Genomic DNA, 26,261 nt, shown 5'->3' on the forward strand with positions numbered 1-26,261 from the left:
ATTACTGGGTTGTCCTGGATGCTGCAAGAATAAGGCGGTCGGACGGCGGCAGGTCAAATCGTGGCTCGATGCCCAGAAGCGGCGCGATCCGCTCGATCACCTTGCCGCCGGTCGGCACCGCGTTCCAGCCCGAGGTGATGAAACCATGCGTTTCGGGCAGCGCCTGCGGCTCGTCCAGCATGATCAGGATCTGATATTTTGGATTGTCGGAGGGCATGATCGCCGTGAAGGAATTGAGCACCCGCTTCTTGGCGTAGCGGCCATTGATGACTTTCTCGGACGTGCCGGTCTTGCCGCCGACATAATAGCCCTTGACGTCTGCCTGTTTCGCCGACCCGACCTCTGCGTTGAGCCGCATCAGATACCGCATCTTGTCGCTGGTCTCTTGCTTGATCACGCGCTTGGCCATCGCCGCCGCTTCGGACTCGCTTCGCTTCATGAAGGTCGGCGGAATCAAATAGCCACCGTTCATCAGCGCGTTGATGCCCATCACCGCCTGGAGGGGCGCCACCGACAGGCCCTGGCCGAACGCGATGGTCACCGTGTTCAGCTCACTCCAGCGGCGCGGCACCAACGGAGCCGCGCTCTCGGGCAGCTCGGTGCGCAGCCGCGTCAACTGGCCCATCTTGGCAAGGAACGCCTTGTGCGCCTCGACGCCCTGGCCGAGCGCGATCCGCGCAGCGCCGATGTTGGAGGAGTAATAGAACACTTCCTTGGTGTTGATGAAACGTCCGAGCGCATGACTGTCATGGATGGTGAACTTGCCGTAGTGCAGGTTTCCACGTGCATCCCACATCGAGTTCAGATTGATTTTGCCGGAGTCGAGCGCCATTGCCAGCGTGAACGCCTTGAAGGTCGAGCCCATCTCGTAGACGCCCGTGGTCAGGCGGTTGATGCGATCCGGGTCGTGCGCTTCCTTCGGATTGTTGGGATCGAAGTCCGGAAGCGAGACCATCGCCACGATCTCGCCGGTCTTGACATTCGAGACGATGCCGGAGGCGGCCTTGGTGTGGTACTTCTCCTTGGCCTTCAACAATTCGTCGCGCAGCGCGTGCTCGACGCGCAGGTCGATCGAGAGCTCGATCGGCTTCTGCAGCCGGTCGGTGGCAAAGCCGGCGCGGTGGAGATCGGCGAGCCCTTGATTGTCGAGCCACTTCTCCATGCCGGCGATGCCCTGATTGTCGATGTTGACCAGACCGATGAGGTGGGCGACCTCGTTGCCGGTCGGATAGACGCGCTTGTTCTCGCGCAGGAAACCGATGCCGGGAACGCCGAGCTTGTGGATGTCCTGCTGCTGCTTCGCGGTGACCTCGCGCTTGAGCCAGACGAAACCCTTGCGCGACGACAGGCGCTCGCGCACCTCGGCTTCGTCGAGGTCGGGCACGGTCGCGGTCAGAAGCTCGATCGCCTCGTCCTTGTCGATGATGCGGCGCGGCTCGCCGAACAGGCTCGCCGCCTTGACGTCGGTTGCGAGGATCGCGCCGTTGCGGTCGACGATGTCGGGCCGCGCGGTCGCGACCACCTCTTGCGCGGCAGCACGGCGCGCGCTGTGGGCATCGGCACCGATCGCGAACATCACGAGGCGGCCGCCGATCAGGACGTAGACCGAGGTAAAGGCGAGCATCGCGAGGCCGACGCGCGCGCGCGCCTTCGCGGCGCGGTCAACATTGCGCCCGTAGAGCAGGCTGCGGATCAGCCGCTGCCGCCAGGGCTCGGGCGGCTTTTGAGTTGGCTTGGCCGGGGTCACAGCGCTCATTGCTTGTCCTCGGGTTGAGGCACGGAGCCCGTCACCGTATCCGGATCGCTCGCGGCTTCGATGGTGTTGAGCATGGCCCCGATCGGATCCGTCTCGCCCGGCCTGAACATCCGCGGCGGACGCTCCGGCAGGTTCTTCAGCGAGTCATATTGCGTGCCGTTGACCGGTTTGAGCGGCAGATGCCGATCGGACAGGCCCTGCAGGCGCAAGGGCGCATCGAGCTTGGCCCATTCGGAGCGCAGCGCCGCGATCGCGTCGCGCTGCTCGCGGATCTCCGCATGCAGCCGCAGCACCTTTTCGGTGCGCGCCGTGGAGTCCATCTTGATCCGGTAGACATAGGCCGCCGCAAAGATCAGCGCGCCGATGACGAGGAGGTGGATGAAGCGCATGCGCTAGCCACCCCTCATCACGTCGGCGAGTTTTGGCCAGGACGAGGACTCATCATCCTTGTGCGCGGGCGCATCGGTACGTTCAGCGGCGCGCAGCTTTGCGGAGCGCGCGCGCGGATTATGCGCGACTTCCGCCTCACCCGCGATCACCGGCCGCCGGGTCAGCAGTTGGAAGCTCGGCGCGGCTTGCGCGACTTCCGGCAGATGCCGCGAGCCGCCGCCGGTCTTGCTACGCTCGGAGAGGAAATTCTTGACGATGCGGTCTTCCAGCGAGTGGAACGAGACCACCACGAGGCGGCCGTCCGGCTTGAGCACGCGCTCGGCCGCAGCGAGCGCGGTCTGGAGTTCCTCGAGCTCTTCATTGACGAAGATGCGCAGGGCCTGGAACGTTCGCGTCGCCGGATGAATATCGCCGGGTTTCGAGCGCACGACCCTGCCGACGAGATCGGCAAGCGCGCGCGTTGTCGTGAACGGCGTCTCCTGCCGGTCGGCAACGATGGCGCGGGCGATACGGCGCGACTGCCGCTCCTCACCAAAGAGATAGATGATGTCGGCGAGATCGCTCTCCGAGGCGCGCGCGACGATGTCGGCCGCCGTCGGCCCGGCCTGCCCCATCCGCATGTCGAGCGGACCGTCGAGACGAAAGGAGAAGCCGCGGCCGGCCTGGTCGAGCTGCATCGAGGAGACCCCGACATCCATCACGACGCCGTCGACGGCATCGACGCCTTGCGCCGCACAGACCTCGGCGAGATTGGAGAAGCGGTCCTCAACCAGTGTCAGCCGGCCCGCGGAGCGTTCGACCAGCTCGGCCCCGCCGGCGATCGCCGTGCGGTCGCGATCGATCGCAATCAGCCGGGTTCCCGACACGTCGAGAATGGCGCGGCTGTAGCCGCCGGCGCCGAAGGTGGCGTCGACATAGATCCCACCCGCGCGCGGCGCGAGATGATCGACCGCCTCACGGCCAAGAACGGGGATGTGCGGAACCGAACTCATGCGCCACACCCGCAGAGCGTCCATGCGAGATCTGGGACGAGCGAGTCCATAACGCCTCGAATAATTCCGCGTCGCGGCGGTTCCACGACCCAACCCTCGTCCAGCATGCTTACCGAGCCCGGTCATCCCGGGTCGCAAACCCGGAGTTCCCAGTGGAATTTGTCGGGCAGCCATGGGATTTCGAGCCAAAATACGCTTTGGCCGCCTCCGGACGCGGGTCGGCTCTTCAATCCTCAGTAACGGCCCTTAGCGTTAAGAAAGCGTTGATCGGCTTGTTACAAGTCGAAAAGGTGACGCGTCGGTGATGCTCCATCCACACACATGCGCCAAAATGCATCCGTTAACCGCGCCGCGCGATTGCGTGCGGCGGAGGGTAAAGGAATAGTAAAGAGAAGGGCTTGGCCCTCTCTCCGACTTGAGTTGTCTATGTCGTCCGGTCCGTCCACGCCGTCTGGATCTGATTCGAAGCGTCAACGCGTTCTCCCGGTTCCCAAGGCCGCGGCGAACACGCGGACGTTTGAGCCGGATTCCTCGATCGTCTCCGACATCATCCCTTCGCCGAACCATGGCGACCGCAACAAGGGACGGCAGCCGGATATGATCGTGCTGCACTACACCGGCATGCCCGACGTCGAGGGCGCGCTGGCGCGGCTGTGCACGGCGGGCACCGAAGTGTCGGCGCATTACGTCGTGCTGGAGGACGGCCGCATCGTGCAATGCGTGCCCGAGGCCAAGCGCGCTTGGCATGCGGGCGTCTCGTCCTGGGCCGGCGAGGACGACATCAACTCCTGCTCGATCGGCATCGAGATCATCAATCGCGGCCATGATTGGGGCTATCCGGAATATCCGCTGCGCCAGATCGCCGCCGTGATCGCGCTGTGCCGCGGCATCATGCTTCGCCGCAAGGTGGCCGCGCACCGGGTGCTTGGCCATTCCGACGTCGCGCCCGCGCGCAAGAAGGATCCCGGCGAGAAATTTCCGTGGCATTCGCTGGCCAATTCCGGTGTCGGACACTGGGTGACGCCCGCGCCGGTCGTGCGCGGCGAGAGCCTGATGCTCGGCACCATCAGCGACGAGGTGCTGAGCCTGCAGCAGGCGCTCGCCCGATACGGCTACGGCGTGCCGCTGACCGGCAAATACGACGCCGCGACGATGGAAGTCGTTACCGCCTTCCAACGCCATTTCCGCCCGGCGCGGCTCGATGGTGTCGCGGATCACTCGACGCTGTCGACATTGCAGGCGTTGCTCGCGAGCCTGCCGGCGGACGCAACGGCTGTCGCGGCGAAGTGACGGTGTTCGTCATTGCGAGCGCAGCGAAGCAATCCAGACCGTCTCCGTGGAAAGAGTCTGGATTGCTTCGTCGCTTCGCTCCTCGCAATGACGGAGTATGTGGCAGCTACTCCATCTCCCGCATCCGTCGCCCATAGAGCCGCCGCAACGGTTCGAGTTGCGTCGCCTCCGTCGCTGCGCGGTATGCCTCGCGCGCCTCGTCCTTGCGCCCCAATCTTCGCAGCAAATCCGCACGCACCGCCGGCAACAGCTCATAGCCACGAAGCCCGCCACGCGCGGCGGTCGCATCGACGAGATCGAGCGCGCGTCCCGGACCGTCGACCATCGACACCGCCGCGGCGTGGTTGAGCTCGATCACCGGAGACGGACTGATGCGCAGCAGCACCTCATAGAGTCCGGCGATCTGCGGCCAGTCGGTCTGCTCAAAACTCGGCGCACGCGCATGCAGCGCGGCGATCGCGGCCTGCACCGCATAGGCTTGTGGTGGGCCGGGCACGCGCAGCGCAACATCGACCAGACGCAGGCCCTCCTCGATTTGCGTGCGATTCCACAACGTGCGGTCCTGCTCTTCCAGCAGCACGATGTCACCCGCCGAGGTCTCGCGCCCGGCGCGACGCGCATCGTGCAGCAGCATCAGGGCCAGCAGGCCCTTGATCCCGGCGCGATCCGGCATCAGCCGGTCGAGCAGGCGACCGAGCCTGATCGCCTCGGCCGCGAGATCAGGCCGCATCAAATCCGCGCCCGAGGTCGCAACATAGCCTTCGGTGAAGACGAGATAGATCACGGCGAGCACGCCGTTGAGCCGCGGCGCAAGCGCGGCGTGCTCGGGCACTTCATAAGGAATGCCGGCGAGCCTGATCTTCTGCTTGGCGCGGACGAGGCGCTGCGCCATCGCATCCTCGCCGACGAGAAAGGCGCGCGCGACCTGCGCCATGGACAGCCCGCAGACGGTACGCAGCGTCAGCGCGACCTGGACCTCGATGGCGAAGGCTGGATGGCAGCACGTGAAGATCAGCCGCAGCATGTCGTCGTCGAGCATCGCCGGCGGCTCGTCCGGCGCTTGGGCGTTGAGCTCGAGCTCATGCACGAGCTCCTGCTGCTTGCCGCGGAACACGGCCTGCCGTCGGATGCGATCAATCGCCTTGTTGCGACCGACATTGACGAGCCAGGCGCGCGGATTATCGGGCACCTCGCCCGCCGACCAGCGTTCGAGCACGACCGCGAAGGCATCCTGGAGTGCGTCCTCGGCGAGATCGAAATCGCCGACGAGGCGGATCAGCGTGGCAAGCACCCGCCCCGCCTCGTCGCGAAAGATCCGAGCGATGTCGGCTGGAGAGATCACTTGTAGATCATGACCGGCCTGACCTCGATGGATCCCTCCTTGGCCCCGGGAATCCGCGCGGCCAGCCCAATGGCGGTGTCGAGATCCTTGGCCTCGACCAGATAGTAGCCGCCGAGTTGCTCGCGGGTCTCGGCGAACGGACCGTCGGTGGTCAGGGTCTTACCATCGCGCACGCGCACGGTGGTCGCGGTCGTGGTCGGCTGAAGCCCGTCGCCGGCCTTGAAATGGCCGCTCTGGACGATCGACTGCGTATAAGTGCCGTACTCCGCCGACATCGCCTGACGGTCTGCGGGGGTCATCTTGCTCAATTCCGCTTCGCTCCGGTAGATCAGCAGTAGGTACTGCATGGCTTACTCCTGTTGTTCGGCCTGATTGCCGACATCCAGTCGAACGGGGCCAACATCAAACGACATCCTCGGGATAATTATTCGATATCAGGGGACGAGATCATTTGTAGATCATCACGGGCCTGACTTCGATCGATCCGTCCCTGGCTCCGGGAATCCGCGCCGCCATTGCTATCGCGACGTCGAGGTCTCTCGCCTCGACGAGATAATAGCCGCCGAGTTGCTCGCGGGTCTCGGCGAACGGACCGTCGGTCGCGAGTATCTTGCCGTCGCGAACGCGAACGGTGGTCGCAGTCGAGGTCGGCTGGAGCCCGTCGCCGGCCTTGAAGTTGCCGCTCTGGACGATGGACTGGGTGTAGGCGGAATACTCCGCCGACAGCTTCTGGTAATCTGCGGGGTCCATCTTGCTCTGTTGAGCTTCGTTCCGGTAGATCAGCAGCAAATACTGCATCGCCTAACTCCTGTTGCTCGGCTGGATTGCCGGCATCCAGTCGAAGCGGGCCCACGCCCAACGACATGTTCAGGATAAATTATTCGCAGCCGGCGTGCGCGGCGATCTCTGCTTGACGAAACCGTCACAAATGCCCATGCGTAGGCCGTCAGTCGGCCGGACGGCCGCCCCTGCAAGTGCCGAAAGGCCGCCGGGGAGGAAAGTCCGGGCTCCCTTGACATACGGTGCCGGATAACGTCCGGCGGGGGCAACCCCAGGGAAAGTGCCACAGAGAACGAACCGCTTCCTCCTCGGAGGAAGTAAGGGTGAAAAGGTGCGGTAAGAGCGCACCGCGGCTCCGGCAACGGAGCCGGCATGGTAAACCCCACCGGGAGCAAAACCGAATAGGGACGGCGTAGCGGGCTGTTCGCGCAAGCGATAACGCCGCGGGGCGATGTCAGGCCCGCCGTCCGGGTAGGTTGCTCGAGGCCATGTGCAAACATGGTCCCAGAGGAATGGCCGTCACGTATCGTTCGCGCAAGCGGACGGTGCCTTACAGAACCCGGCTTACAGGCCGGCTGATATTCTAAAGCGTTTTCGAGCGAAGTGGTTTTCCGGTTCGCATGAAGAAAACGCGTCTTACTAAGAGAGTGACGAGGGGTTCGATGCTAGCACATCGGACCCCTCACCATTTTGGCCTCCGTCGTCATTCCGGGGCTCGCGAAGCGAGAGCCCGGAATCCATCGGGCGACAGAGTTGGTGGCGAAATGGATTCCGGGTTCGTGCTGCGCACGCCCCGGAATGACGAACTAAGCGACAATCTCGTTCAACACGTCCATCAAAGCCTCGGGCGCCGTCACGTTCGGCGCATGACTCGCATCGAGCTCGAAATAGCGCCAGCCATCCTCGCTCTTCGTGCGCTTCGCGAACTGCCCGAACACGTCGCCTGGCGGAATGCGCTTGCAATAGATGTAGCTGCGCGGCATCGCCGGCTCGCCATGCACGAGCTTCAGCTTCGTCTCGCAGCATTTGATCGGCATGTTGACGCGGCGCTCGTCCAGCCAGTCGAGATCGGCCTGCGGCGTATCCGGCGGCGGCGGATTCGGCGGGATGCGGTAGCCGTCTCCCGCGGCGGCTGCTTTGCGCATCGGCTCGCGCCCGCCTTCGTTGAGATCGAACAGCGATTGCCCGTCACGCGGCACGAAGGCATCGAGATAGATCAGCTGCCTCACGCGTTCGCGGGCGCGATCGGCCACACCGGTGGCGACCATGCCGCCATAGCTGTGGCCGATCAGCACGATGTCATTGAGATCCTCGAACCTGATGACGTTCAGGATATCCTGGATATGCGTGTCGAGATCGACACCGGGACTGGCGAGATGTTCACGCTCGCCGAGCCCGGTGTAGGTCGGCACGATCAGGCGGTGGCCGGCCTGTGCCATCAACGGATGCATCTTCTTCCAGGACCATCCGCCGGACCACGCGCCATGACAGAGTAGAAAAATCTTCGGGCATCCGGCCATCTACATTTTCCATCGTTAGTGTCGGTCCGATGGAGTGTAGTGGTGGGCCGCGCCAAATAAACTTCACGACTGCTTCAGGCGGCGCGCGAATCCTTCACAAGTGCCGGAGCAAACTCGGTGGCCTCGCGCCGCAGCTTGCCCGCCTCAAAACCATGCATGCCGATCTGCCATTGCAGCCCGACGATGGCGCCCTTGGTCGGCTGCAGCAGCGCGAGTGAAGCGAACAGCGTCACCGGCAGCCACACGGCCAGTTGCAACCAGACCGCCGGCGCATAGGCCGTCTCGACCGCGAGGATCGCCGGCACCACGAGGTGACCAACCACGACCATCACGAGATAGGCCGGGAAGTCATCGGCGCGCTGGTGAAACAGCTCCTCGCCGCAATGGTCGCAGCTGTCCGCGACCTTCAGGAAGCGCCCGAACATATGTCCTTCGCCGCAGTTCGGGCACTTGCCCAAGAAACCACGCCACATCGCCTTCGTGAGAGAGACTGAACCGGTTGCCATGACAGCACCTCTTCCTTTTCACCGATCCATACAATAATATCTTGCATCCATACATTCAAAGGATATGGGCCTAAATTGCATGGATTGGACCCCTACAATCTCGGAGCTGAGCGGGCCGCGCTACCAGCGCATCGTCGAGGCCATGGAGGCCGACATCGCCGCGGGCCGGCTGGTGCGCGGCCAGCAGCTGCCGACGCAGCGCGCGCTGGCCAAGGCGCTCGGCATCGACCTCACCACGGTGACGCGCGCCTACACCGAGGCGCGGCGACGCGGCATCATGGAAGCGCGCGTCGGCCAGGGATCGTTCGTGTCGGAGACCAGCGCGCGCCGCGCGGTTGACCTGCCGCATCCCGTGGCGATCGACCTGTCGATGAACGTACCGCCGCATCCGCTGGAAGCGCAGCTCGACGAGCGGATCATGGCCGGGATGGAAGCCATCCGCGCGCAATCGGGCCTGACGGCGCATCTCAACTATCAGCCGCCCGGCGGCAGCACGCATGAGCGCGAGGTCGCGGCCCGCTGGATGCGTGCCCGCGTTCCCCACGCGCACGCCGACAGGCTCGTGATCTTTCCGGGCGCGCAGACGATCCTGTTCAACCTGCTCGCGCATCTCGCACGGCCCGGCGACGTCGTGCTGACGGAAGCCCTCACCTTCCCCGGCATCAAGGCCGCCGCGGCGCGGCTCGGCGTCAAGCTCATTGGTGTCGCCATGGACGACGGCGGCATCCTGCCCGATGCGCTGGCGAAGGCCTGTCGCGCGCACAGGCCCAAGGCCGTCTATCTCATTCCGACACTGCACAATCCGACCACCGCGACGCTTTCCGCCGAGCGGCGCAACGCCATCGCAAAGATCATCTGCGATGCCGATACGATTCTGATCGAGGACGATGCCTACGGGCTGCTCGACCGTTCGGCATCGCCGATCGCAAACCTCATTCCGGAGCGGACCTATCTCGCGACCACGCTGTCGAAATGCATCGCGCCGGCGCTGCGCGTCGCCTATCTCGTGTCGCCCGACAACGCCGCGCAGCGCGACATGCGTGCCGGCCTGCAGGCCACCGTGCAGATGCCGGCGCCGCTGATGGTCGCGCTGGTGACGCATTGGATCGAGACCGGCATCGCCGATCGCATCATCACCGCCATCCGCAACGAGGCGATCGGCCGCCAGCAGCTTGCGCAGCGCGCGCTGAAAGGCATTCAGTTCCTGGCCAAGCCCGCCGCCCATCATCTCTGGCTGCGGCTGCCGGACGGCCGCCCCGACGTTGCCGCGCATCTGTTGCGGAATGGACTTGCGGTCGTCGCCGGCGACGCTTTCACTGTGGACGGAACACCGCCGCATGCCGCGCGCGTCTCGCTCGGCGCCGCCCGCAATCGATCGGAGCTGACGGAAGCGCTGCGCATCCTGGTCGGCGCCTTGCACAGGCCCGCCGACACAAGGCAGATCGTCTAGAGACTTCTTATTGGTGGTGACGGCGGTGGCGCGGGCGAACGACTGGCGCAACGGCTGACGGATAAGCCGCATAGGCCTCGCTCGGTGCCACTGTCTCGCCACGAGCCCCGCGCGCCGCAGGCGTGAGCCGGCCGCCGTTCAGCACATCGCGGTCGGGATGGGCGGCCTGATAGGCCGCGGGTTCGGAGAACTGCGCCTGCGCCATTGTCGGCATCAGGGCCGCCGCAGACAGCAGCGCGGCTGCAACGGCAATCTTCGTGCGGGTCATGGTCGTTCTCCATCATCTCGTTCGGGGAAAGGCCAATCGGAGCACGTCATGGCGTCGGGCAGGCCCCCGGATTGAAGTATGGTCGTCATGTAGGCCTGCCTTTGGCGAATGCCCGCGGTTCGGGATCACGCTTGCGTGCGGTTTTGGAATTGACCTGCACGGCCGCAGCCGTGCTATGCGGGCGTTGGCGATCAACAGTTCGGGATCGTCCGTTGCGACAAGGACAATCTGTTGGAAACGCTCACTTATGCGCTGCTGCTGTTCGGCGCGCTGGCCGGCGGCTTCGTCTCGGGACTGGCCGGCTTCGGGACCGCACTGATGGCGCTCGGCATCTGGCTCTACGTCCTGCCGCCCTCGCTCGCGGTGCCCCTGGTGCTGATCTGCTCGGTGATCGCGCAGACCTCGACGCTGCCGTCGATGTGGAAGAGTTTTGACCTGTCGCTGGTCTGGCCGTTCCTGATTGGGGGCCTGATCGGCGTGCCGCTCGGCACCATGCTGATCGCCTCCGCCGATCCAAAAGTGTTCAAGCTGAGCGTCGGGATGCTGATCCTGATCTTTTCGACCGCTCTCTATCTCAACAAGAGGCCGCTCGCCGTGACGTTCGGTGGCCGCATTGCCGACGGCGCGATCGGCTTTGCCGGCGGCATTCTCGGCGGCCTCGCCGGATTGTCCGGACCGCTGCCGATCCTCTGGGCCAATATCCGCGGCTGGAACAAGCACGAGCGGCGCGGCATCTTCCAGCTCTTCAATTTCACCGTGCTCGCTACCGCGCTGGTGTTGCAGACGGCATCAGGTCTCGTCGAATTCAAAGTGGTCTGGCTCGCGCTGGTCGCCTTTCCGGGCACGCTGATCGGCGCCTGGGCCGGCGCCCGCGTCTATCATGCGCTGAACGACAAGCATTTTGGCGACGTCGTGCTCGGCCTGTTGTTCCTGTCGGGCCTGACCCTCGTCTGGAACAGTATTGCCGCGCTCTAGCTCGATGCTCTCTTCGCGGCGAGCGCCATGCCGCCGGCGACGCCGACACCGAGCACGTAGATCCAGCCCGAGGTGAAATCGAACAGATGCGTGTTGAGCAGTGACGACAGCATGTTCTGCACCACGACCAGCATGCCGATCCAGCAGGCCAGCCCCTCGCCGCGAAACATCAAGAGGTGCGCGATCCACAGCGCGTAGAGGACCAGCACGCCGACCACGCCCCACTGCACGGCGTTGCTGAGGGTCTGATTGTGCGGGTTGCTGACGATCTCGCCGCGCAGCGGGTCGTCGTGCGGATTGGCAGCCACGCTGGCGAACAGACCGCGGATCGAGCCGGTGCCGTGGCCGATCAGCGGCGCGTCGGCGATGAACCCAAGGGACTTCCGCCAATATTCGAGACGCGAGCCCATACCGCTGATCGAATTGTTGTCGGCCTCCAGGCTCCTTTCATAATCGCTCTGGAACTTGCCGATGGTCGCGCGCAGATGCGGCGAGACGGCCCAGAGCGATACGGCGACCAACGCCGTCGCAGCGCCGGCGACGAGCGCCGCCCGCCAGCGCAGATGCAGCAGCGCAAACACCACGAGCAGGACCGGCAGCGTCACCAGTGCCGTGCGCGAGACCACGACGAACATCATGTTGGCGAGGAAGCCGAGCGCCAGTACGGCGAACAAGGCCGCGATCCGAACGCGGCCCTGCCGGACCAGTGTCACGATCGGGTACACCAGCGCGATCGCACAGAGCGCGAATTCCTGGCTCTGGTCGATATAGTTGCGCACGGCAATCCCGCTCTCGACCTGGTAGGGCCCGCGCGACAGATAGAGCTTTAGCGAGAGCCTGGGATCGATTGCGACAGCGAAGGAATACAGCATGAGCAGTGCGCAGGAGACCAGGAACGCCGCAAAAACCCATTTGCCGAAGGGCCAGCGCTCGAACTGGTAGATCAGCAGAGGGATCACCAGCAGTTTTGCCGGCGGCCCGAGCGCGTGCAGCCGCTCGGCCCAGGGCGCATCCGACCAGAGCATGCCGACGAGTGCCAGCGCGAACAGCGCAATCGGCAGCAGGCAGATCGGGCGCAGCAGCGAGCGCGGGAGCTCGCGTAGGTCGATGAAAGCAAAGGCGATCAGCCACGGCACGAGCGCAAAAGTCACGCCGGTGGTGCTCCAGGGCAGCAGCAACGCGACCAGCGCAACGAAGCGGGCCGGTGTGCGGTAGCGCGCCGCCCAGATCGGGGAGAGCCACTGCGCTCGTCCCTGCTCGTTCAACACCTCGGTCATTCCTATCCCCAGCAGATTCGCGGCCCACCCACGGCGCGGCAAACTAGCCGGAGCCGTGGGTGGGCGACAAGCGCGCGTCCGTTCAATGTGCTACGCGGGCTCACGCATGGGAGGCACAACCGGCTCGGGATTTGCCGGCTTCGCGACCTTCTCCTGTGCCGGCAGCGCAAGGCGTTTTCTGAACTCCCGGAGCAACAGCCACACGCTCATGGCGGCCTGTAGCGTGGTCGTCGCGATCGACAAATACCAGACATGCTCCATCCGGAAGCCCGGCCACGTCGAGAGCCAGATCGACGGCAGCGAATAGGTGAGGACCCGCGTCGCCGAGGCCCACAACACCGGCTTGGTGTTGCCAACCCCCTGAAACATGCTGGAGCAGGTGAAGATCAGCCCCTGCGCCACCATGTTGAGCGAGACGAGGCGCAGAAACAGCGACGCAACCGCCATCGTCTCCTGATCCCTTGAGAAGCCGGCAAGTAGCAGACCGGGCGCGAACTGCGCGAGGATCATGAAGACAATCATCACGGCGGTCGCGATAAGCGACGCCTTGACAAAAGTCTCCCGCACACGTGCTCCATTGCCGGCGCCGAAATTCTGGCCGGCGATGGGCCCTGCAGCAAGGGCGATGGCGAGCGCCGGCATCTGGATCAGCCCGAGGAGACGCGTCCCGATGCCAAACCCCGCCTGCGCCGCCGGGCCAAAAACGCTCAGCACGTAATAGCCCACGCCCATGATGATGAAGATCATCGCAAATTCCCCGCCCGCGGGCAGGCCGACATTGAGGATTCTCTTCCACTCCCGCAGCTGCGGCCGCCATTGCTCGGGGTGAAACGCGACGTAGCGCTCCAGCTTGAGGAAATAGCCGAGCAGCATCAGCACGCCGATGAAGACGGCGATCGAGCTGGCAAGGCCGGCACCGGCGACACCGAGCGCGTGCCCGGTGCCCCAGCCCGTGATCAGGACCGGCGCCAGCGCGATGTTGATGACCACGGCCAGCGCCTGCACCAGCATGCTCGGCCGCACGATGCCGGTCGCTCGCAATGCGGCCGCCATCACTTGCGTGGCGAATTGCAGCGCCAGCGCCGGCATGAACCAGAGCAGATAAACGGTACCGGCTTCGACCGTAGCTTCGTCGGCTGCAACCGCGCGCATGTAAGGGCGCGACAGCGCGAAGCCCGCGACCAATGTCAGGATCCCGAACAGCACCGACAGGACGACCGACTGGTTGAAGACCAGATTGGCGTCGCCGCGGTCCTTCCGCCCCACGGCGTGCGCCATCAGCGCAACCGTGCCGACGCCGAGCACCTGCATCAGCGCATTGACCAGAAAGCCGGCATTGCCGGCCGCCGCGACGCCGGCGATCGCCGCCTCGCCCAGTCCCGAGACGAAGTACAGATCGACGAGCTGGCAGATCATGATGGTGATCATGCCGACCACGATCGGAGGCGCCATGTGCAAGATGTGGCTCACGATGGAGCCGCGCGTCAGGTCCTTCATCTCATTCCATCCTTAACGGCGTGACCGCGGGATTTTCGTCCCGCTGTCGCGCGCCTCTCACTCCGCTGCTGCGATATGTCCGAGCTCCACCACCTGGCGCTCGAACAGGCCGCGATAGATGCCCCCTAGCTTGCCCGCGAGCATGGCATGGGTACCTTGCTCGACGATCTCGCCGCGGTCGAACACCAGGATCCGATCGAGGCTGCGCACCGTCGACAGCCGGTGTGCGATCACGATCGAGGTGCGGCCCTTCATCAGCCGCTCCATCGCCTGCTGGATCAGCGCCTCCGATTCCGAATCGAGGCTCGACGTCGCCTCGTCCAGGATCAGCACCGGCGCGTCCGCCAGGAAGGCGCGCGCCAGCGCCACGCGCTGCCGCTCGCCGCCCGACAGCTTCACGCCGCGCTCGCCAACCAGCGTGCCGTAGCCCTTCGGCAGGCGCAGGATGAAATCGTGTGCATTCGCCAGCCGCGCCGCGTGCTCGATGGCCTCCAGGCTGGCACCGGGCCGGCCATAGGCGATGTTCTCCGCAAGCGTGCGGTGGAACAGGATCGGCTCCTGCTGCACGATCGCGATCTGGCTGCGCAGTGATTGCTGCGTAGCCAGCGCGATGTCCTGCCCGTCGATCAGCACGCGGCCACCGGAGACGTCGTAGAGCCGCTGCACCAGCTTGACGAAGGTCGTCTTGCCGGAGCCGGAGCGGCCGACCAGGCCGACGCGCTCGCCGGCGCGGATCGTGACCGACAGCCCGTCATACAGTGGCGCGCGATGGCCGCCATAGTGGAACGTGACGTCGTCGAACACGATCTCGCCAGCCTCGATCGCGATCGGCCGCGCACCGGCCGCATCGGCGATCCCGATCGGCTCGCCATGGATCGCCACCAATTCGTCCATGTCGTTGACCGAGCGCTGGAGGTTGTTGATGTGCATGCCGACGTCACGCAGATAGGCGTGGATGACGTAGTAGCTCGTCAGCACATAGGTAACGTCGCCGGGCGAAGCGTGCCCGGACATCCACAGCAGCACCGCGCCGCCGATCACGGACGCACGCAGGCATAGCAGCAGCGAGAGCTGCGCCATGGCCGTGTAGTTGTAGCGAAACCAGGTCCGCCGCACGCGCACGCGCCAGCGGTTGATGACGCGGGCGAGCCGCGTATCCTCGCGCGCTTCGGCGCCGAAGGATTTCACCACGGCGTTGCAGGTCAGCGCGTCCGCCAGCGTGCCGCCGACCTTGGTGTCCCAGGCGTTGGAGACGCGCGCGGCCGGCGCGATGTAGCGCGTCGAGAACAGCACGGTGATGGCGACGTAGAAAAGCGCTCCCACCGCGATCACCGCGCCGAGCGACGCCCAGTGCAGGCCGATCAGGACCATGGAGCCGATCAACACCAGCAGAGACGGCGCCAACGCCATCAGGATGGTGTCGTTGAGCAGGTCGAGCGCCCACATGCCGCGGGTGATCTTGCGCACCGTGGAGCCGGCAAAGGAGTTGGCGTGCCAGTCGGTCGAGAAGCGCTGGACGCGCGTGAAAGCCTCCTGGGCGACATCCGACATGATCTTGAGCGTGAACGGGACGATCGCCTGGAGACCGATCAACCTCAGCACCACGGAGGCCGCGCCCAGCGCCACGATGGCGCCGAACGCAACCAGCGCCGCGCGGCGCGCGTCGGGATCGGACGAGCCGCGCGTCAGCGCGTCGACCAGATTTCCGGAGAATACCGGCATGAACAGGTCGGCGATGGTCGCGCCCAGCAGGCCGCCGGCCACGATCAGGCCGCGTCCGGGCTGCTTCAGCCAGTGCCGGAATACGAAGGGCAGCACCACGCGTATGGCCGCGGGCCTTTTTGACAGAGAGGTCATGACATTATCCGGCCGCTTTCGGCGCGGCCGGCTCCATTGACGGACGCAAGTCGGCCACGGAGGGCTGACCGGCATCACTCACAACTGATTTTGACTTGGGAAGTGGAGCGATCGGGACTCGTGACCCGATCGAATCTGGCGGAAGGGGCCTCTAACAGGCCGCGTACATACCGAACCAGGCGATCATCGAGCGCGGGCGTACGATCTGCGAGTGCGACGAAATCATGCAAATCTCTCCCTGGCTCGATTGAATGAGGTGCGCTTTATAGATGCGTCACGTGCGATTTGCAACGGGGCCCACGCGAGATCACGGACGAGTGTTGCAATTTGGTGCGGGGCGCCTATGTGCTCCGCCGCCGCCTCAATCTCCGCTGTCATGCCCCGCGAAGGCGGGGCATCCAGCACTCCGCGGCTTCTCGGTTCTAGCCGCGCCGTCTCGGCGTACTGGATCGCCCGGTCAAGCCTGGCGAAGAAGCCGGGCGAAGACGCCGTGCGTGGCGTCAATGCGCGTCGCCGCCACCGGTCATCGAGGCCGGTTTACTCAGCAGCGTGACCAGCAGGCTGAGGCCGAGATAGAACAGCGTCAGCACGAAGAAGGCGTCGCCAAAGCTCATCACCACGGCCTGGCGGTGCACGATCTGGCTGAGCTGCTTCATCGCCATCAGCGTGGAATCGCCGAGCCCCTGGAATTTCTGCATGAACATGGTCAGGGTTTCGGTCGCGGTCGCATTGCCCCAGGTCACCCGCTCCTGAAGGCGGGTGATGTGCAAATCGGTGCGGTTGTTGAGCACGGTGTTGATGACGGCAAGGCCGACCGCGCCGCCGAGATTGCGCATCAGGTTGAACAGGCCGGAGGCGTTCTTCACGCGGTCGGGCGCCAGCGTTCCGAGCGCGATGTTGTTGGTCGGCACCATCGCGAACATCATGCCGATGCCGCGCAGGATCTGCGGTATCAACAGCTCGTAGAAATCGTAGTCGCGCGTGATCCAGGTCATCTGGTAGGAGCCGATCGCGAACACGACGAGGCCGAACGCGATCATGTAGCGCATGTCGAGCTTGACCATGAGCCGGCCGACCAGCGGCGCGACCAGGAACATGGTGATGCCCGAGACGAACATGGTCTCGCCGATCATCAGCGCGCTGTAGCCGCGCACCTCGGCGAGATAGCGCGGATAGATGTAGGTCAGGCCGTAGAGCCCGATGCCGATGCAGAATTGCAGCACGCAGCCCACCGCGAAATTGCGGTTGGAGAATGTGCGCAAATTGACGATCGGCTCGGCCGCGGTGAAGACGCGCCAGAAGAAGGCGATCGCCGAGATCGCGCAGATCCAGACGCAGATGGCGACGGACGTGTCCTGCATCCATTCATGTTGCGGACCTTCCTCCAGCACATATTCGAGCGTGCCGAGGAAGCCGGCCATGAACAGGAGGCCCCACCAGTCGAAGCGGTCGAGCAGCTCGAAATGCGGCTCGTCGAAATCGACCAGCGCCAGCACGCCCAGGGTGATGCCGATGCCGGGCACGACGTTGATGAAGAACAGCCAGTTCCACGACATCAAATCGGTGATGTAGCCGCCGACCGTCGGGCCGATCGTGGGAGCCAGGGTCGCAACAAGCCCGATGATGGGACCGACGATGTGGAATTTGGAGCGCGGGAACACGGTGTAGGCCGAGGCGAACACCGTGGGGATCATGCCGGCGCCCAAAAAGCCCTGAAGCGCGCGCCAGAGGATCATCTCCTCGATCGTCGTGGCGAAGCCGCAGAGCAGGCTCGAGAAAGTGAAGCCGGCCGCCGAGATCGCGAACAGCAGCCGCGTGCCGAAAGCGCGCGACAAAAAGCCCGACAGCGGGATCGCGATCACTTCGGCGATCAGATAGGCGGTCTGGACCCAGGCGACTTCACTGGAGCTCGCCGACAGGCCGGCCTGGATTTCGCTGAGGGACGCCGAGACGATCTGGATGTCCAGGATCGACATGAACATCCCGAACACCATGATGATGAAGGCGAACAGCCGCTTCGGCGCGATGCGCTCCGAGGCGGGGTTCGCCATCATGGCGGGTGAAGCGGTGGTGGCGTTGGCCATGGTCTGACCTCGCAGCGCTCGATTTGTGGCTACTGCGGGTGGATCGCGGTGGGATCGTCGAGATCGATCTCGCTGTCGGCGTCGGCGGCGCCCTTGTTGGTATCGACGGTCGCATAGACCGACATGCCGGCGCGAAGCAGGTTCTGCTTCGCCACCGATTTCGGCACGCGGATGCGGACCGGCACGCGCTGCACGATCTTGGTGAAGTTGCCGGTGGCGTTGTCGGGCGGCAGCAACGTGAACACCGAGCCGGAGCCCGCTGCGATGCTGTCGACGATTCCGGAGAACTTGCGCATGCCGTAGGCATCGACTTTGATCGTCACCGGCTGGCCGGGACGAATGCGCTTGAGCTGGGTTTCCTTGAAATTGGCGTCGATATAGACGTCGTCGAGCGGGACGATGTTGCCGAGGCGCTGGCCGACCGCGACGAAGTCGCCGGCGCTGACCAGGCGGTTCGAGAACGTACCGTCGACCGGCGCGCGCACCGCGGTGAAGCTGAGGTCACGCTCGGCCTTGGCGAGCGAAGTCTTGAGCTCGGCGAGCTGCGCCTGCGCTTCGGCCTGCTGCGCCTTGGTGACGTCGACATTGCTGACCGCAACATCGTAGGCGGCCTGCGCGGCCTTGACCGCGGCGGCGCCCTGGTCGCGTCCGGCTTCCGAGCTTTCGAACGTGGCGCGCGAGGCGAAGCCCTTGCTGCTCAGCGCCTGCTGGCGCTCATAATCGAGGTCGGCGCGCTTGAGGCCCGCTTCGGCCGAGACGAGCTGTGCCTTGGCCTGTGCAACCTGGCTCTCGAGCGCTGCAATCTGGCGGCCGATGCGATCGATGGTGGCCTGCTGGGTCGCGATTCTGGTCGCGGCGGCATCGACCGCGATCTTGTAGTCGCCGTCATCGATGCGGAAGACGACGTCGCCGGCGCGCACGACCGTGTTGTCGCCGGCGAGGATCGAAGAGATGTGCCCGGCAACGCGCGCGCCCAGCATGGTGTTGTTGGCGCGGACATAGGCGTCGTCGGTCGAGACGTAGAAGCGGCCGACCAGCGTGTAGTAGCCGGCATAGCTCGCGGCCGCGAGCGCCAGCACGAGGCCAACACCCATCAGCACGAATTTGCGCTTGCCGGGCTTCGGCGCGCCGGCGGCGGACGCATCCGGTGCGGCCGGCTTGTCGGTCACGGGCTTCTCCGGCGCCTCAGCGGTGCGGCGCTTGGTTTCCTCGGCCACATGAGAGCGCAACTGCTCGGCAAGGGCGACGGATTTCTCGGTCGCAGCTTCACTGCCGGCCTGCCCCGGCGTCGTCTCCACCGCTTCCTGGCGAATGACGCGCGCAGCCTGGTCTCTCGATACGGCCATAAAGGCCTCCCCAACAAAAAAAGCGGCGACCAGGGACGGCCGTCCTGCGGCCGGTTCCCTCTCGCCCATTCCAAATATCATTGACCGAACGGTTCGGTCAACATAGATAATATTCCCGGGCAGGAGCCTACTGGCCCGAATCCTTTATTTGGGTTTCATGGGTCGGGCCCGATCCAGAAACCTTCCGAGACGCTGAACCAATGGTTGTAGCCGGCCGCGAACATCTCCACGTCGTCCAGGAGGAGGACAGCTCCAAGCGCCGCCAGATCCTGGACGGAGCCCGCAAGGTGTTCATGGATCTCGGTTTCGACGGCGCCAGCATGGGCGAGATCGCGCGCGCGGCGCAGGTCTCCAAGGGCACGCTCTACGTCTACTTCGCCGACAAATGCGCGCTGTTCGAATCTATTCTCGAGGAGGAAGCGCTCCAGCACGGCCAGGTCGTTTTCAATTTCGATCCCACGCGCGATGCCGAGACCACGCTGAAGGATTTTGGCCGGGCCTATATCCACCTGCTGTGCCGGCCCGGCGGCGGTTCGGCGATCCGCACCGTGATGGCGATCGCCGAGCGCATGCCCGACGTCGGCCGCCGCTATTATCTGCGCGTGCTGGACAAGACCATCAACCGGCTCTCCGAATATCTCGAAATCCATGTCGCCTCCGGCGATCTCAAGATCGACGATTGCGACCTTGCGGCATCGCAGTTCATGGAGCTGTGCAAGGCCTCGCTCTTCTTGCCCTTCGTCTTCCAGGCCGCGCCTGCGCCGTCGGAAGAGCGCATGACCGAGGTCGTCGACAGTGCGACGCGGATGTTTCTGGCGGCGTACCGGGCGAAATAGCAGCGGCAGGCCACGCGTTGCGCAGGCCGCTGCCGCTGCACTATATTAATCGCCATGTCCCGTGATCTTCGCCCGCCTGTCGATATCCTCCATTACGAGATCGTCCAGGAACAGGCCTCAGCGCTTGGACGGATGGGTAGCGCACTCGAACAGAGCCTTGCGCGATTGCGCGAATTCGACGCCGCTCACGTGCGCGCGGAGGCGCCGGCCTCAATGCAGGCGGCGCGGCGCAAGCTGGTGATGGAAGCCGGCCAGGCGCTCTGGATGTTCGTGGTGCAACGTGAGGCGTCCGGCTTGCGCGACAGCCGCCATATCATGCGGACCTACAACGTTCCGGGCGAGGTGCAGCGGTGCATGGGGCTGGTCCCCGTACCGTCGAAGCCGGCCTCGAAATGATTGTCCGGGCCCCTGGAGCTAGGCCCCGATCTCTTCCATCTTGCGCCACCCGTGCAGGACGCGGTGCCCCTCCCGGGTGCATGCGAAGCAGTTGCCGCCGCCGGCCGCCTGATCGTGAACGCGATCGATGGCATGACCGGCATGGTGGCAGAACAGCAGCGTGCCGACGGCACCGTGGCCGACGAAGAGAACGTCACCCGGGCGATGGCGGGCGAGCACCGCCTCGGTCTCGCGCACGATGCGCGCCTGCGCATCGACGGCACGCTCCCAGCCGCGGACGCTGAGATGCGGCTGCGCGAAAAACTGGTCGGCGACCTCCTCGAACTCGGCCGGTTTGAGGAAGCCGGTCGCCGAGCGATCGTTCTCATGCATGGCCTCGCGGATCTCGATCATGAGTCCGAGGCGGCCTGCGATGATCTCCGCGGTCTCGATCGCCTTGCGCTCGGCGCTCGAGACGATCTGCGTGGTGTTCGCGAGCCAGCCCGCATTCGCCGCGGTCTCAGTGCGCGCGCGACCGACCGAACTCAAGCCCCATTGCGGCACCGGCACGGCGGGATCGATTTGCACTTGCGGATGGGTGAGATAGCGGACGATGGCCATTCAGCTGACGCGATAGTAGCCCGCATGGAGCGAAGCGGAATGCGGGGGCACTTTTCCCGGATTGCGCTTCGCTCCATCCGGGCTACTGGCGAACTGGTCTACTCGTCGGCGTACTCGTCCTCTTCCTGCTTGCGCGTCGTGCTCTTGCGCGTTCCGAGCGAGCCCGTGACATAGGGATCGCGCCGACCGGCGTAAGGGTTGCGCTGCTGGGCGCGGCCGGCAACCTCTTCGCCGGAGGTAGCGGCGGGCTGGCAGATCAGGCGGCGGCTGGCGCGGCGCATCAGGTCCACATGGATATGATCGTAGTGATAGACGTTCGAGCCCGGCGCGAGCACCGTGGTGAAATGCACGCACGCGCCCGATTGCACGTCGCGCAGGAACCCCTGCTCTTCCGGCATGCCGCGCCAGCCGTCCTTCACGGTGACGCGGCGGCCGTCGGCGAGCACGAAGGCGGCGATGTCGAGCGCATTGCCGAAGGCGTGCTCGGAAATGTGGGCATGCGAGTTGCCGTTCATGCCGCGGCAGGAATAGGCGGAGATCTGCTTGATCTCGACGACGCGGGCGCCGAACCAGCGCATCGCCGATGGCTGCACGGTGTCGGCGAGCCAGCGGTCCAGTTCGGACACGATCGGACAGGCGAGCGTCGCGGTCGGCTTGATCGCGACGGGGCCGACGGCAACGACGGGATTGCCCTGCGCCGGACCAAGACGCGGCAAAGGTTGCTGCGCGGGCGCCTGCGAGTACGGCGCCGGCCGCGTCGGATAGCTCGGCGCATTCATGTAGCGCGCCGCGCCCGCGGCATCGGTGCCCTCGGGCGGCAGGTCGATCTCGTCCTCTTGCTGTGCCACGCCGGGCGCATTCAGTGACATCGGGGCGGGCCCGTTGCCATAGCCGGAGGGCTGGCGCACCGCGCTCTCGGGATAGTTCGACCGCTGCGGATAGGAGGATGACGGATAGTTCTGGCCCTGCGGAGCGTTCGATCGCGGCTGCGCCACCGGCCATCGCGGCTGGCCGCCGACATTCCCCGGCGGGCGCAGTTCCTCGTCGGCAAAGCCATAGCTGCCCGAGGCTTCACCGATGGCAGCGACCTTCAACGGGAACTCGGCGCCGCACATGCCGGGGCCCGAGATCGGGTCGATGCGGACGAGATCCGGCCCCTCTTTCACCGCGCCTGATTTCAGGCATGCGGCTTCGGCCTCGGCCCGCCACGGTTCACGTTCGGCCTGGAAAAAGCCGCGTCCGCAACCCGCAAGCGAAACAAGGACGATGGAGCCGACGAGATACAAACGAACTCCGCGCGTCATGCACGCACGTTCGGTGAATTTACTTAAAGACTCTTCAACGTGTTGATTTCAGTGTTCTTTAACCATACCGGCACGCACGCGCATACGCCGCCCGGCAGCAGCGGAAGCAAGGCTGACTTTTTCGAAGAGAGACTCTCTGTTAACCATGACGCGCTCGCACGGGGGACAACAGCGGGAGCGACCTTATGACGTTGGCCGGGAGACTGAGCGTTATCACCGCGTGCCTCGCCATGGCCTTTGTCGGCGCCATCGTGCTCGGCATGATCTAGAGACATCACCGACCGCATCACCGGCTTGCCCCGGCGGCGCCGGATCATCCGGCCGCCGGGCCTATTGCCGTGCTCAGAAATCCGAGCAGGACGATCCCGTGACGCCGCCGATTTTGAAGTCGTGGCAGACCAGACCGGGATTATCAGGATCGGGATAGCCGTCGTCCTTCTCGCGAACGGTATGACTGAAACGCCAGCCCCGCGTGCGCATGCAGCGCTTGTATTGCGCCGAAGTCGCCGTGCCGTTCTGCGGCGCGCCGAGTCGCGCATCGCAGAACGCGCTGTCGACATGCAGCGCATCGTCGCCGCGCTGCTGCTTCAGCATCGTAGGGTGGGCAAAGCGAAGCGTGCCCACCATTTCTATAGTAGTCTTGGATCGATGGTAGGCACGGCGCAAGTGCGCCTTTGCCCACCCTACGATTCCGAGCTGGCGGAGAGAGAATCTACGACCTCGCTCCCCACTGCCGTGATGTCGTCATCATTTTCTCCCGCCGCTCCTCGACGCGCGTCCAGTCGTTGCCGGAGCACCAGAAGCGGCCGAGCGCGCAGGCTTCGACGCGAAGCCTGCCGGGGGAGACGCCATCGCCACCAAAGCGATCAATGTGCCAAGCGATGTCGCAAGCCGCTTCATCGGCGCCTCCCTCTGTGTCGCCACGAGGTTACGTGGGACGACCCGCCGCTGAATGTGGGCTGCCTCACCCAGCCGGCGCGAACCGTTGTGACGTCCATCACAGAAGTCAGGACAGGCCCGGCGTAGGGTCGAACCACGCTTCATCCACCAGCGACACCAGTTCAGACCGGCACAATTTTCGGAGGTTGTCATGAACAAGCTCACCATCGCCGCCACCGCGCTCTTCCTCGCTTCGACCGCCGCCGCGCATGCCGGCAATTCGATTGCGTTCCAGATCGAAGGCCAGCACATCCGCATCGAGACGCCGCGCAACTGCGCCTCGCTCGATTGCGTCACCATCGTGGCGCCTGGCCTGTCGAACAAACCGATCAAGCTGAACAACATCAATCTCAACGGCCTTGGCGGCTCCAAGGACGATGACGACACCACGCCGGCGACGACGACGGCAAAGCCCGCGCCGGCTCCGGTGCAGCAGCAGCCCGTGCAACAGGCGCCGGTGAAGGCGACCGCGCCGGCAGCGCCTGCTGTCGCCGCCCCCGCGGCTCCCGCCACGATTGTTGCCGCCGCTCCGGCCGCCGGCTACGACAACACCGCGCAGACCGCGCCCGTCGCGGCTCCCGTTGCCGCGCCGGCGCCGGCCGCCAATACGCCGATCGGCGTCTGGGCGACCGAAGAGAACAAGGGCAATGTCCGCGTCGAACAGTGCGGCGCCAATCTCTGCGGTTACGCCGTGAACTCCAACGAGCGCATCCTGATCAACATGAAGCCCGACGGCGCGAAGTGGAGCGGCCGCATCCACGATCCCGATTCCGACCGCAACTACGACTCCACGATCGCGATGAAGGGCCCGAATGCGATGCGCGTGCAGGGCTGCGCCTTCGGCGGCATGTTCTGCGGCGGCCAGACCTGGAAGCGCGTGAGCTGACACCGAAGCTGCCGTCTCCAAACATACACACTCTTCGTCATGCCCGGGCTTGTCCCGCCTGCGCGGCCGAAGCCGCTTCGGCGAGGCGAAGGCCCGGGCATCCACGTTCTTTGTGCCGCACATCAAGGCGTGGATGGCCGGGACAAGCCCGGCCATGACGGCATGGAGCGGCTTGGCCACAAGCCAGCATCGCGCACCGTTTGCACGTTCGCCCCTCCCATGCGACACATGTTCATCCGCCATTCAGCTAGCCCCAGTTGATATCGGCCGATCTCGCCTCGCGTTCTCACCGGGACTTCCTCGTGACATCAATGGTGGCTTGGCGCCGCTTCGTCTTCGCGCTTCCGTTGCTGGCGTTGCCGCTGGCCGGCGCGAGCGTGGCGCTCGCATCCGATGCAATCGAGCTTGCGCAGGCCCAGCCCCAAGCGCAGCCGACGCCCGCCCCCTCCCCGACGCCGTCGGCTTCACCTGCGCCCGCCACGGACGCGCAACCCGCCGCCGTCGAGCCGATCGGCAACGTCGCGACGGTCACAGGGATCGCAACCGTGGTCCGCGACAGGAACTCGTATCCGCTGCGCGTGCGCGACGACATCTATCTCAACGACGTCGTGCAGACCTCGTCCAACTCCTCGCTCGGCATCACCTTCAACGACGCCACCACGTTCAACCTCTCCGCCAGCGCGAAGATCACCATCGACAATTACGTCTATGAGGACGGCGGCAAGCAGAACTCGGCGATCTTCGACATCGGCAAGGGCACCGTTGCCTTCGTTGCAGCAGCCGTGGCGAAGACCGGCGACATGAAGATCGCGACGCCGACCGCAACGCTCGGCATCCGCGGCACCACCGGCGTCGTCGACGTTCCCGAAGGCGCGGCGGCGAGTAGCGCGAACAACGTCAACATCAAGCTCTATCCCGACGCCGACGGCCGTGTCGGCCACATCGAGGTCAACGACCGCAGCAGCGGCACGCGACTCGGCGCGCTGACGCAGGCCGCAAGCGGTTTTGCGATCCGCCCGGGCGCAAGCGGCACAGGCGGCATGCGCTTTGCCGCCGTGCCGATCACGATTGCCCCGCAGCAGATCGCGCGCGACCGTGGCTTCGTCAGCCAGGTGCATCTGGCGCAGACCACGGGCCGGCAGATCGTCACCGAGCAGCGCGACTTCCGCCGCGCGAATCCGGCCGCGATCAGCCGCATTCCGCGGCCGACCCAGCCGCCGCAGCAGCAGCAATTGCGGCCGACGACAGCGCCCGGCCAACAGCCGCAGCGCCCGAACGGCCAGCCCGGCCAGAACAATCGTCCAGGTCAGCAGCAGCCGGGCACGCCGGGCCGCCAAGGAACACAGCAAGGCGCGCAGCCGCCGCAGCGGCAAGGACAAGGCGGCGCCGTGCAGCCGGGCACGCCGCGCGCGGGCCAGGGTCAGCAGCAGCGAGGCCAGCAGCAACCCGGTCAGCAGCAAGGTGCGGGACAAGCGACAGGTGCGCCGCGTACTGGACAAGGAACGCAGCCCGGCGGCGCACGGCAGACGCAGCCACAGCGAAGCGGACAGACCCCGGCGCAGCCCGGCGGAGTTGTGCCGTCGCAGCCGGGCACGGCGCCGCAGCCACAAACGCCGCGCACCGGATTGCAGCCGGGCCAGCCGCCCGCGGCTCAGCAGCCAGGCGGCATCCAGCGACCGGGCGGATTCCAGCAGCGCCTCCCCGCCGCGCAACGTCCCGCAGCACCGCGCAGACCGGCGCCCCTTCCGAAGGAGAAGAAAGAGCGGCGGTGATTCTTCCTTCTCCCCTTGTGGGGGAAGGTGGCGCGAAGCGCCGGATGAGGGGTTGCTTCAGCGAGTTCAAATGCGAGAGGCTCACGCGCGGAGAGTGACCCCTCACCCGTCTCGCCGCTACGCGGCGAGCCACCCTCTCCCACAAGGGGCCTGTTGCGTTATCGGCTCTTGAGGCTGAAGACGTCAGGAGAGAAGGCC

At 65.3% G+C, this 26,261-nt stretch carries 24 protein-coding genes and 1 other RNA gene; 8 read left to right on the top strand and 17 right to left on the bottom strand.

The genetic code is table 11. The annotated features are described in order from the left end of the window. Window position 1: 1 nt before the first annotated feature. The 3 genes from AC5ZFO_RS41690 to rsmH are packed head-to-tail and all read right to left on the bottom strand — an operon-like array spanning window position 2 to window position 3,138. The gene (locus AC5ZFO_RS41690) at window positions 2-1,756 is read right to left on the bottom strand and encodes a peptidoglycan D,D-transpeptidase FtsI family protein (RefSeq protein ID WP_282525388.1); all 1,755 of its coding nucleotides are present in this window, start codon (window positions 1,754-1,756) and stop codon (window positions 2-4) included. Then, window positions 1,753-2,145 carry a cell division protein FtsL gene (ftsL, locus tag AC5ZFO_RS41695; RefSeq protein WP_282525387.1) on the bottom strand — a complete coding sequence of 131 codons (393 nt, stop codon included), beginning with the start codon at window positions 2,143-2,145 and terminating at the stop codon, window positions 1,753-1,755. The genes AC5ZFO_RS41690 and ftsL overlap by 4 nt, the downstream gene beginning before the upstream one ends. Before the next feature lie 3 nt (window positions 2,146-2,148). Next, window positions 2,149-3,138 (bottom strand): 16S rRNA (cytosine(1402)-N(4))-methyltransferase RsmH, encoded by a 990-nt coding sequence (rsmH, locus tag AC5ZFO_RS41700; protein ID WP_282525386.1) that lies wholly within the window; start codon window positions 3,136-3,138, stop codon window positions 2,149-2,151. A gap of 426 nt (window positions 3,139-3,564) precedes the next feature. On the opposite strand from rsmH, the gene AC5ZFO_RS41705 reads away from it, so the two are divergent. Further along, the gene (locus AC5ZFO_RS41705) at window positions 3,565-4,428 is read left to right on the top strand and encodes an N-acetylmuramoyl-L-alanine amidase (RefSeq protein WP_282525385.1); all 864 of its coding nucleotides are present in this window, start codon (window positions 3,565-3,567) and stop codon (window positions 4,426-4,428) included. A 106-nt stretch (window positions 4,429-4,534) separates the two neighbouring features. Here AC5ZFO_RS41705 and AC5ZFO_RS41710 read toward each other — a convergent pair whose 3' ends face one another. The 3 genes from AC5ZFO_RS41710 to AC5ZFO_RS41720 all read right to left on the bottom strand — a co-directional run bounded on the left by AC5ZFO_RS41710 (window position 4,535) and on the right by AC5ZFO_RS41720 (window position 6,568). Next, entirely contained in the window at window positions 4,535-5,770 is a 1,236-nt protein-coding gene (locus AC5ZFO_RS41710) for an RNA polymerase sigma factor (protein WP_404979910.1), read from the bottom strand. After that, window positions 5,767-6,117: a YciI family protein gene (locus AC5ZFO_RS41715; RefSeq protein WP_011089353.1), complete on the bottom strand. Its 351-nt coding sequence runs from the start codon at window positions 6,115-6,117 to the stop codon at window positions 5,767-5,769. The genes AC5ZFO_RS41710 and AC5ZFO_RS41715 overlap by 4 nt, the downstream gene beginning before the upstream one ends. Before the next feature lie 100 nt (window positions 6,118-6,217). Next, window positions 6,218-6,568 carry a YciI family protein gene (locus AC5ZFO_RS41720; protein ID WP_282525384.1) on the bottom strand — a complete coding sequence of 117 codons (351 nt, stop codon included), beginning with the start codon at window positions 6,566-6,568 and terminating at the stop codon, window positions 6,218-6,220. A gap of 148 nt (window positions 6,569-6,716) precedes the next feature. On the opposite strand from AC5ZFO_RS41720, the gene rnpB reads away from it, so the two are divergent. Then, an RNA gene (gene rnpB, locus AC5ZFO_RS41725) (RNase P RNA component class A) lies at window positions 6,717-7,133 on the top strand. A 223-nt stretch (window positions 7,134-7,356) separates the two neighbouring features. On the opposite strand, the gene AC5ZFO_RS41730 is transcribed toward rnpB, so the two are convergent. Both AC5ZFO_RS41730 and AC5ZFO_RS41735 read right to left on the bottom strand, forming a co-directional pair. Then, the gene (locus tag AC5ZFO_RS41730; RefSeq protein WP_282525383.1) at window positions 7,357-8,070 is read right to left on the bottom strand and encodes an alpha/beta fold hydrolase; all 714 of its coding nucleotides are present in this window, start codon (window positions 8,068-8,070) and stop codon (window positions 7,357-7,359) included. 74 nt (window positions 8,071-8,144) lie between these two features. After that, on the bottom strand, window positions 8,145-8,576 hold the full coding sequence (locus AC5ZFO_RS41735; RefSeq protein WP_282525382.1) for a DUF983 domain-containing protein: 432 nt from the start codon (window positions 8,574-8,576) through the stop codon (window positions 8,145-8,147). Between the two features lie 79 nt (window positions 8,577-8,655). Here AC5ZFO_RS41735 and AC5ZFO_RS41740 point away from each other — a divergent pair, with 79 nt between their 5' ends. Beyond that, a complete protein-coding gene (locus AC5ZFO_RS41740) occupies window positions 8,656-10,026 on the top strand; it encodes an aminotransferase-like domain-containing protein (RefSeq protein ID WP_496123662.1) in 1,371 nt (456 codons plus the stop codon). Between the two features lie 7 nt (window positions 10,027-10,033). On the opposite strand, the gene AC5ZFO_RS41745 is transcribed toward AC5ZFO_RS41740, so the two are convergent. Then, window positions 10,034-10,294, bottom strand: a complete 261-nt coding sequence (locus AC5ZFO_RS41745; protein WP_282525380.1) for a hypothetical protein — start codon at window positions 10,292-10,294, stop codon at window positions 10,034-10,036. Window positions 10,295-10,525: 231 nt separating this feature from the next. On the opposite strand from AC5ZFO_RS41745, the gene AC5ZFO_RS41750 reads away from it, so the two are divergent. Next, on the top strand, window positions 10,526-11,269 hold the full coding sequence (locus AC5ZFO_RS41750; RefSeq protein ID WP_282525379.1) for a sulfite exporter TauE/SafE family protein: 744 nt from the start codon (window positions 10,526-10,528) through the stop codon (window positions 11,267-11,269). Here AC5ZFO_RS41750 and AC5ZFO_RS41755 read toward each other — a convergent pair. From AC5ZFO_RS41755 to AC5ZFO_RS41775, 5 genes are all read right to left on the bottom strand, one after another. Further along, window positions 11,266-12,546, bottom strand: coding sequence for an O-antigen ligase family protein (locus tag AC5ZFO_RS41755; protein ID WP_282525378.1), 1,281 nt, complete (start codon window positions 12,544-12,546; stop codon window positions 11,266-11,268). The genes AC5ZFO_RS41750 and AC5ZFO_RS41755 overlap by 4 nt on opposite strands. A gap of 90 nt (window positions 12,547-12,636) precedes the next feature. Continuing rightward, the gene (locus AC5ZFO_RS41760; RefSeq protein WP_282525377.1) at window positions 12,637-14,043 is read right to left on the bottom strand and encodes an MATE family efflux transporter; all 1,407 of its coding nucleotides are present in this window, start codon (window positions 14,041-14,043) and stop codon (window positions 12,637-12,639) included. A 57-nt stretch (window positions 14,044-14,100) separates the two neighbouring features. Continuing rightward, a complete protein-coding gene (locus tag AC5ZFO_RS41765) occupies window positions 14,101-15,900 on the bottom strand; it encodes an ABC transporter ATP-binding protein (RefSeq protein WP_282525376.1) in 1,800 nt (599 codons plus the stop codon). A 500-nt stretch (window positions 15,901-16,400) separates the two neighbouring features. Then, window positions 16,401-17,984: a DHA2 family efflux MFS transporter permease subunit gene (locus AC5ZFO_RS41770; RefSeq protein WP_282525375.1), complete on the bottom strand. Its 1,584-nt coding sequence runs from the start codon at window positions 17,982-17,984 to the stop codon at window positions 16,401-16,403. A gap of 29 nt (window positions 17,985-18,013) precedes the next feature. Next, on the bottom strand, window positions 18,014-19,330 hold the full coding sequence (locus AC5ZFO_RS41775; RefSeq protein WP_282525374.1) for an HlyD family secretion protein: 1,317 nt from the start codon (window positions 19,328-19,330) through the stop codon (window positions 18,014-18,016). Window positions 19,331-19,530: 200 nt separating this feature from the next. Here AC5ZFO_RS41775 and AC5ZFO_RS41780 point away from each other — a divergent pair, with 200 nt between their 5' ends. Both AC5ZFO_RS41780 and AC5ZFO_RS41785 read left to right on the top strand, forming a co-directional pair. Continuing rightward, on the top strand, window positions 19,531-20,166 hold the full coding sequence (locus AC5ZFO_RS41780) for a TetR/AcrR family transcriptional regulator (RefSeq protein WP_282525373.1): 636 nt from the start codon (window positions 19,531-19,533) through the stop codon (window positions 20,164-20,166). Between the two features lie 54 nt (window positions 20,167-20,220). Then, the gene (locus AC5ZFO_RS41785; RefSeq protein WP_496123663.1) at window positions 20,221-20,562 is read left to right on the top strand and encodes a DUF6665 family protein; all 342 of its coding nucleotides are present in this window, start codon (window positions 20,221-20,223) and stop codon (window positions 20,560-20,562) included. An 18-nt stretch (window positions 20,563-20,580) separates the two neighbouring features. Here the strand turns inward: AC5ZFO_RS41785 and AC5ZFO_RS41790 are convergent, their stop codons facing one another. The 3 genes from AC5ZFO_RS41790 to AC5ZFO_RS41800 form a co-directional block, all read right to left on the bottom strand. Beyond that, complete coding sequence (locus tag AC5ZFO_RS41790) at window positions 20,581-21,162, bottom strand: histidine phosphatase family protein (protein WP_282525371.1); 582 nt, start codon at window positions 21,160-21,162, stop codon at window positions 20,581-20,583. 98 nt (window positions 21,163-21,260) lie between these two features. Further along, window positions 21,261-22,466, bottom strand: coding sequence for an extensin-like domain-containing protein (locus AC5ZFO_RS41795; RefSeq protein ID WP_282525370.1), 1,206 nt, complete (start codon window positions 22,464-22,466; stop codon window positions 21,261-21,263). A gap of 342 nt (window positions 22,467-22,808) precedes the next feature. Next, a complete protein-coding gene (locus tag AC5ZFO_RS41800) occupies window positions 22,809-23,093 on the bottom strand; it encodes a hypothetical protein (protein WP_282525369.1) in 285 nt (94 codons plus the stop codon). A 463-nt stretch (window positions 23,094-23,556) separates the two neighbouring features. On the opposite strand from AC5ZFO_RS41800, the gene AC5ZFO_RS41805 reads away from it, so the two are divergent. Both AC5ZFO_RS41805 and AC5ZFO_RS41810 read left to right on the top strand, forming a co-directional pair. Continuing rightward, window positions 23,557-24,291, top strand: coding sequence for a DUF2147 domain-containing protein (locus tag AC5ZFO_RS41805; RefSeq protein WP_282525368.1), 735 nt, complete (start codon window positions 23,557-23,559; stop codon window positions 24,289-24,291). 311 nt (window positions 24,292-24,602) lie between these two features. Then, window positions 24,603-26,063, top strand: a complete 1,461-nt coding sequence (locus tag AC5ZFO_RS41810; protein WP_282525403.1) for a FecR domain-containing protein — start codon at window positions 24,603-24,605, stop codon at window positions 26,061-26,063. Window positions 26,064-26,261 lie beyond the last annotated feature (198 nt).

It is taken from the genome of Bradyrhizobium sp. Unk1 (assembly GCF_059512345.1).

Bases quoted from the DNA above. Each gene is read 5' to 3' on its own strand.
- AC5ZFO_RS41745 (WP_282525380.1), bottom strand. From the start codon at position 10,294: ATGACCCGCACGAAGATTGCCGTTGCAGCCGCGCTGCTGTCTGCGGCG.
- AC5ZFO_RS41800 (WP_282525369.1), bottom strand. From the start codon at position 23,093: ATGGTGGGCACGCTTCGCTTTGCCCACCCTACGATGCTGAAGCAGCAG.
- rsmH (WP_282525386.1), bottom strand. From the start codon at position 3,138: ATGAGTTCGGTTCCGCACATCCCCGTTCTTGGCCGTGAGGCGGTCGAT.
- AC5ZFO_RS41795 (WP_282525370.1), bottom strand. From the start codon at position 22,466: ATGACGCGCGGAGTTCGTTTGTATCTCGTCGGCTCCATCGTCCTTGTT.
- AC5ZFO_RS41715 (WP_011089353.1), bottom strand. From the start codon at position 6,117: ATGCAGTACCTACTGCTGATCTACCGGAGCGAAGCGGAATTGAGCAAG.
- AC5ZFO_RS41805 (WP_282525368.1), top strand. From the start codon at position 23,557: ATGAACAAGCTCACCATCGCCGCCACCGCGCTCTTCCTCGCTTCGACC.
- AC5ZFO_RS41690 (WP_282525388.1), bottom strand. From the start codon at position 1,756: ATGAGCGCTGTGACCCCGGCCAAGCCAACTCAAAAGCCGCCCGAGCCC.
- AC5ZFO_RS41785 (WP_496123663.1), top strand. From the start codon at position 20,221: ATGTCCCGTGATCTTCGCCCGCCTGTCGATATCCTCCATTACGAGATC.
- AC5ZFO_RS41740 (WP_496123662.1), top strand. From the start codon at position 8,656: ATGGATTGGACCCCTACAATCTCGGAGCTGAGCGGGCCGCGCTACCAG.
- AC5ZFO_RS41720 (WP_282525384.1), bottom strand. From the start codon at position 6,568: ATGCAGTATTTGCTGCTGATCTACCGGAACGAAGCTCAACAGAGCAAG.
- AC5ZFO_RS41765 (WP_282525376.1), bottom strand. From the start codon at position 15,900: ATGACCTCTCTGTCAAAAAGGCCCGCGGCCATACGCGTGGTGCTGCCC.
- AC5ZFO_RS41780 (WP_282525373.1), top strand. From the start codon at position 19,531: ATGGTTGTAGCCGGCCGCGAACATCTCCACGTCGTCCAGGAGGAGGAC.
- AC5ZFO_RS41730 (WP_282525383.1), bottom strand. From the start codon at position 8,070: ATGGCCGGATGCCCGAAGATTTTTCTACTCTGTCATGGCGCGTGGTCC.
- AC5ZFO_RS41735 (WP_282525382.1), bottom strand. From the start codon at position 8,576: ATGGCAACCGGTTCAGTCTCTCTCACGAAGGCGATGTGGCGTGGTTTC.
- AC5ZFO_RS41775 (WP_282525374.1), bottom strand. From the start codon at position 19,330: ATGGCCGTATCGAGAGACCAGGCTGCGCGCGTCATTCGCCAGGAAGCG.
- ftsL (WP_282525387.1), bottom strand. From the start codon at position 2,145: ATGCGCTTCATCCACCTCCTCGTCATCGGCGCGCTGATCTTTGCGGCG.
- AC5ZFO_RS41705 (WP_282525385.1), top strand. From the start codon at position 3,565: ATGTCGTCCGGTCCGTCCACGCCGTCTGGATCTGATTCGAAGCGTCAA.
- AC5ZFO_RS41755 (WP_282525378.1), bottom strand. From the start codon at position 12,546: ATGACCGAGGTGTTGAACGAGCAGGGACGAGCGCAGTGGCTCTCCCCG.
- AC5ZFO_RS41760 (WP_282525377.1), bottom strand. From the start codon at position 14,043: ATGAAGGACCTGACGCGCGGCTCCATCGTGAGCCACATCTTGCACATG.
- AC5ZFO_RS41810 (WP_282525403.1), top strand. From the start codon at position 24,603: ATGGTGGCTTGGCGCCGCTTCGTCTTCGCGCTTCCGTTGCTGGCGTTG.
- AC5ZFO_RS41790 (WP_282525371.1), bottom strand. From the start codon at position 21,162: ATGGCCATCGTCCGCTATCTCACCCATCCGCAAGTGCAAATCGATCCC.
- AC5ZFO_RS41770 (WP_282525375.1), bottom strand. From the start codon at position 17,984: ATGGCCAACGCCACCACCGCTTCACCCGCCATGATGGCGAACCCCGCC.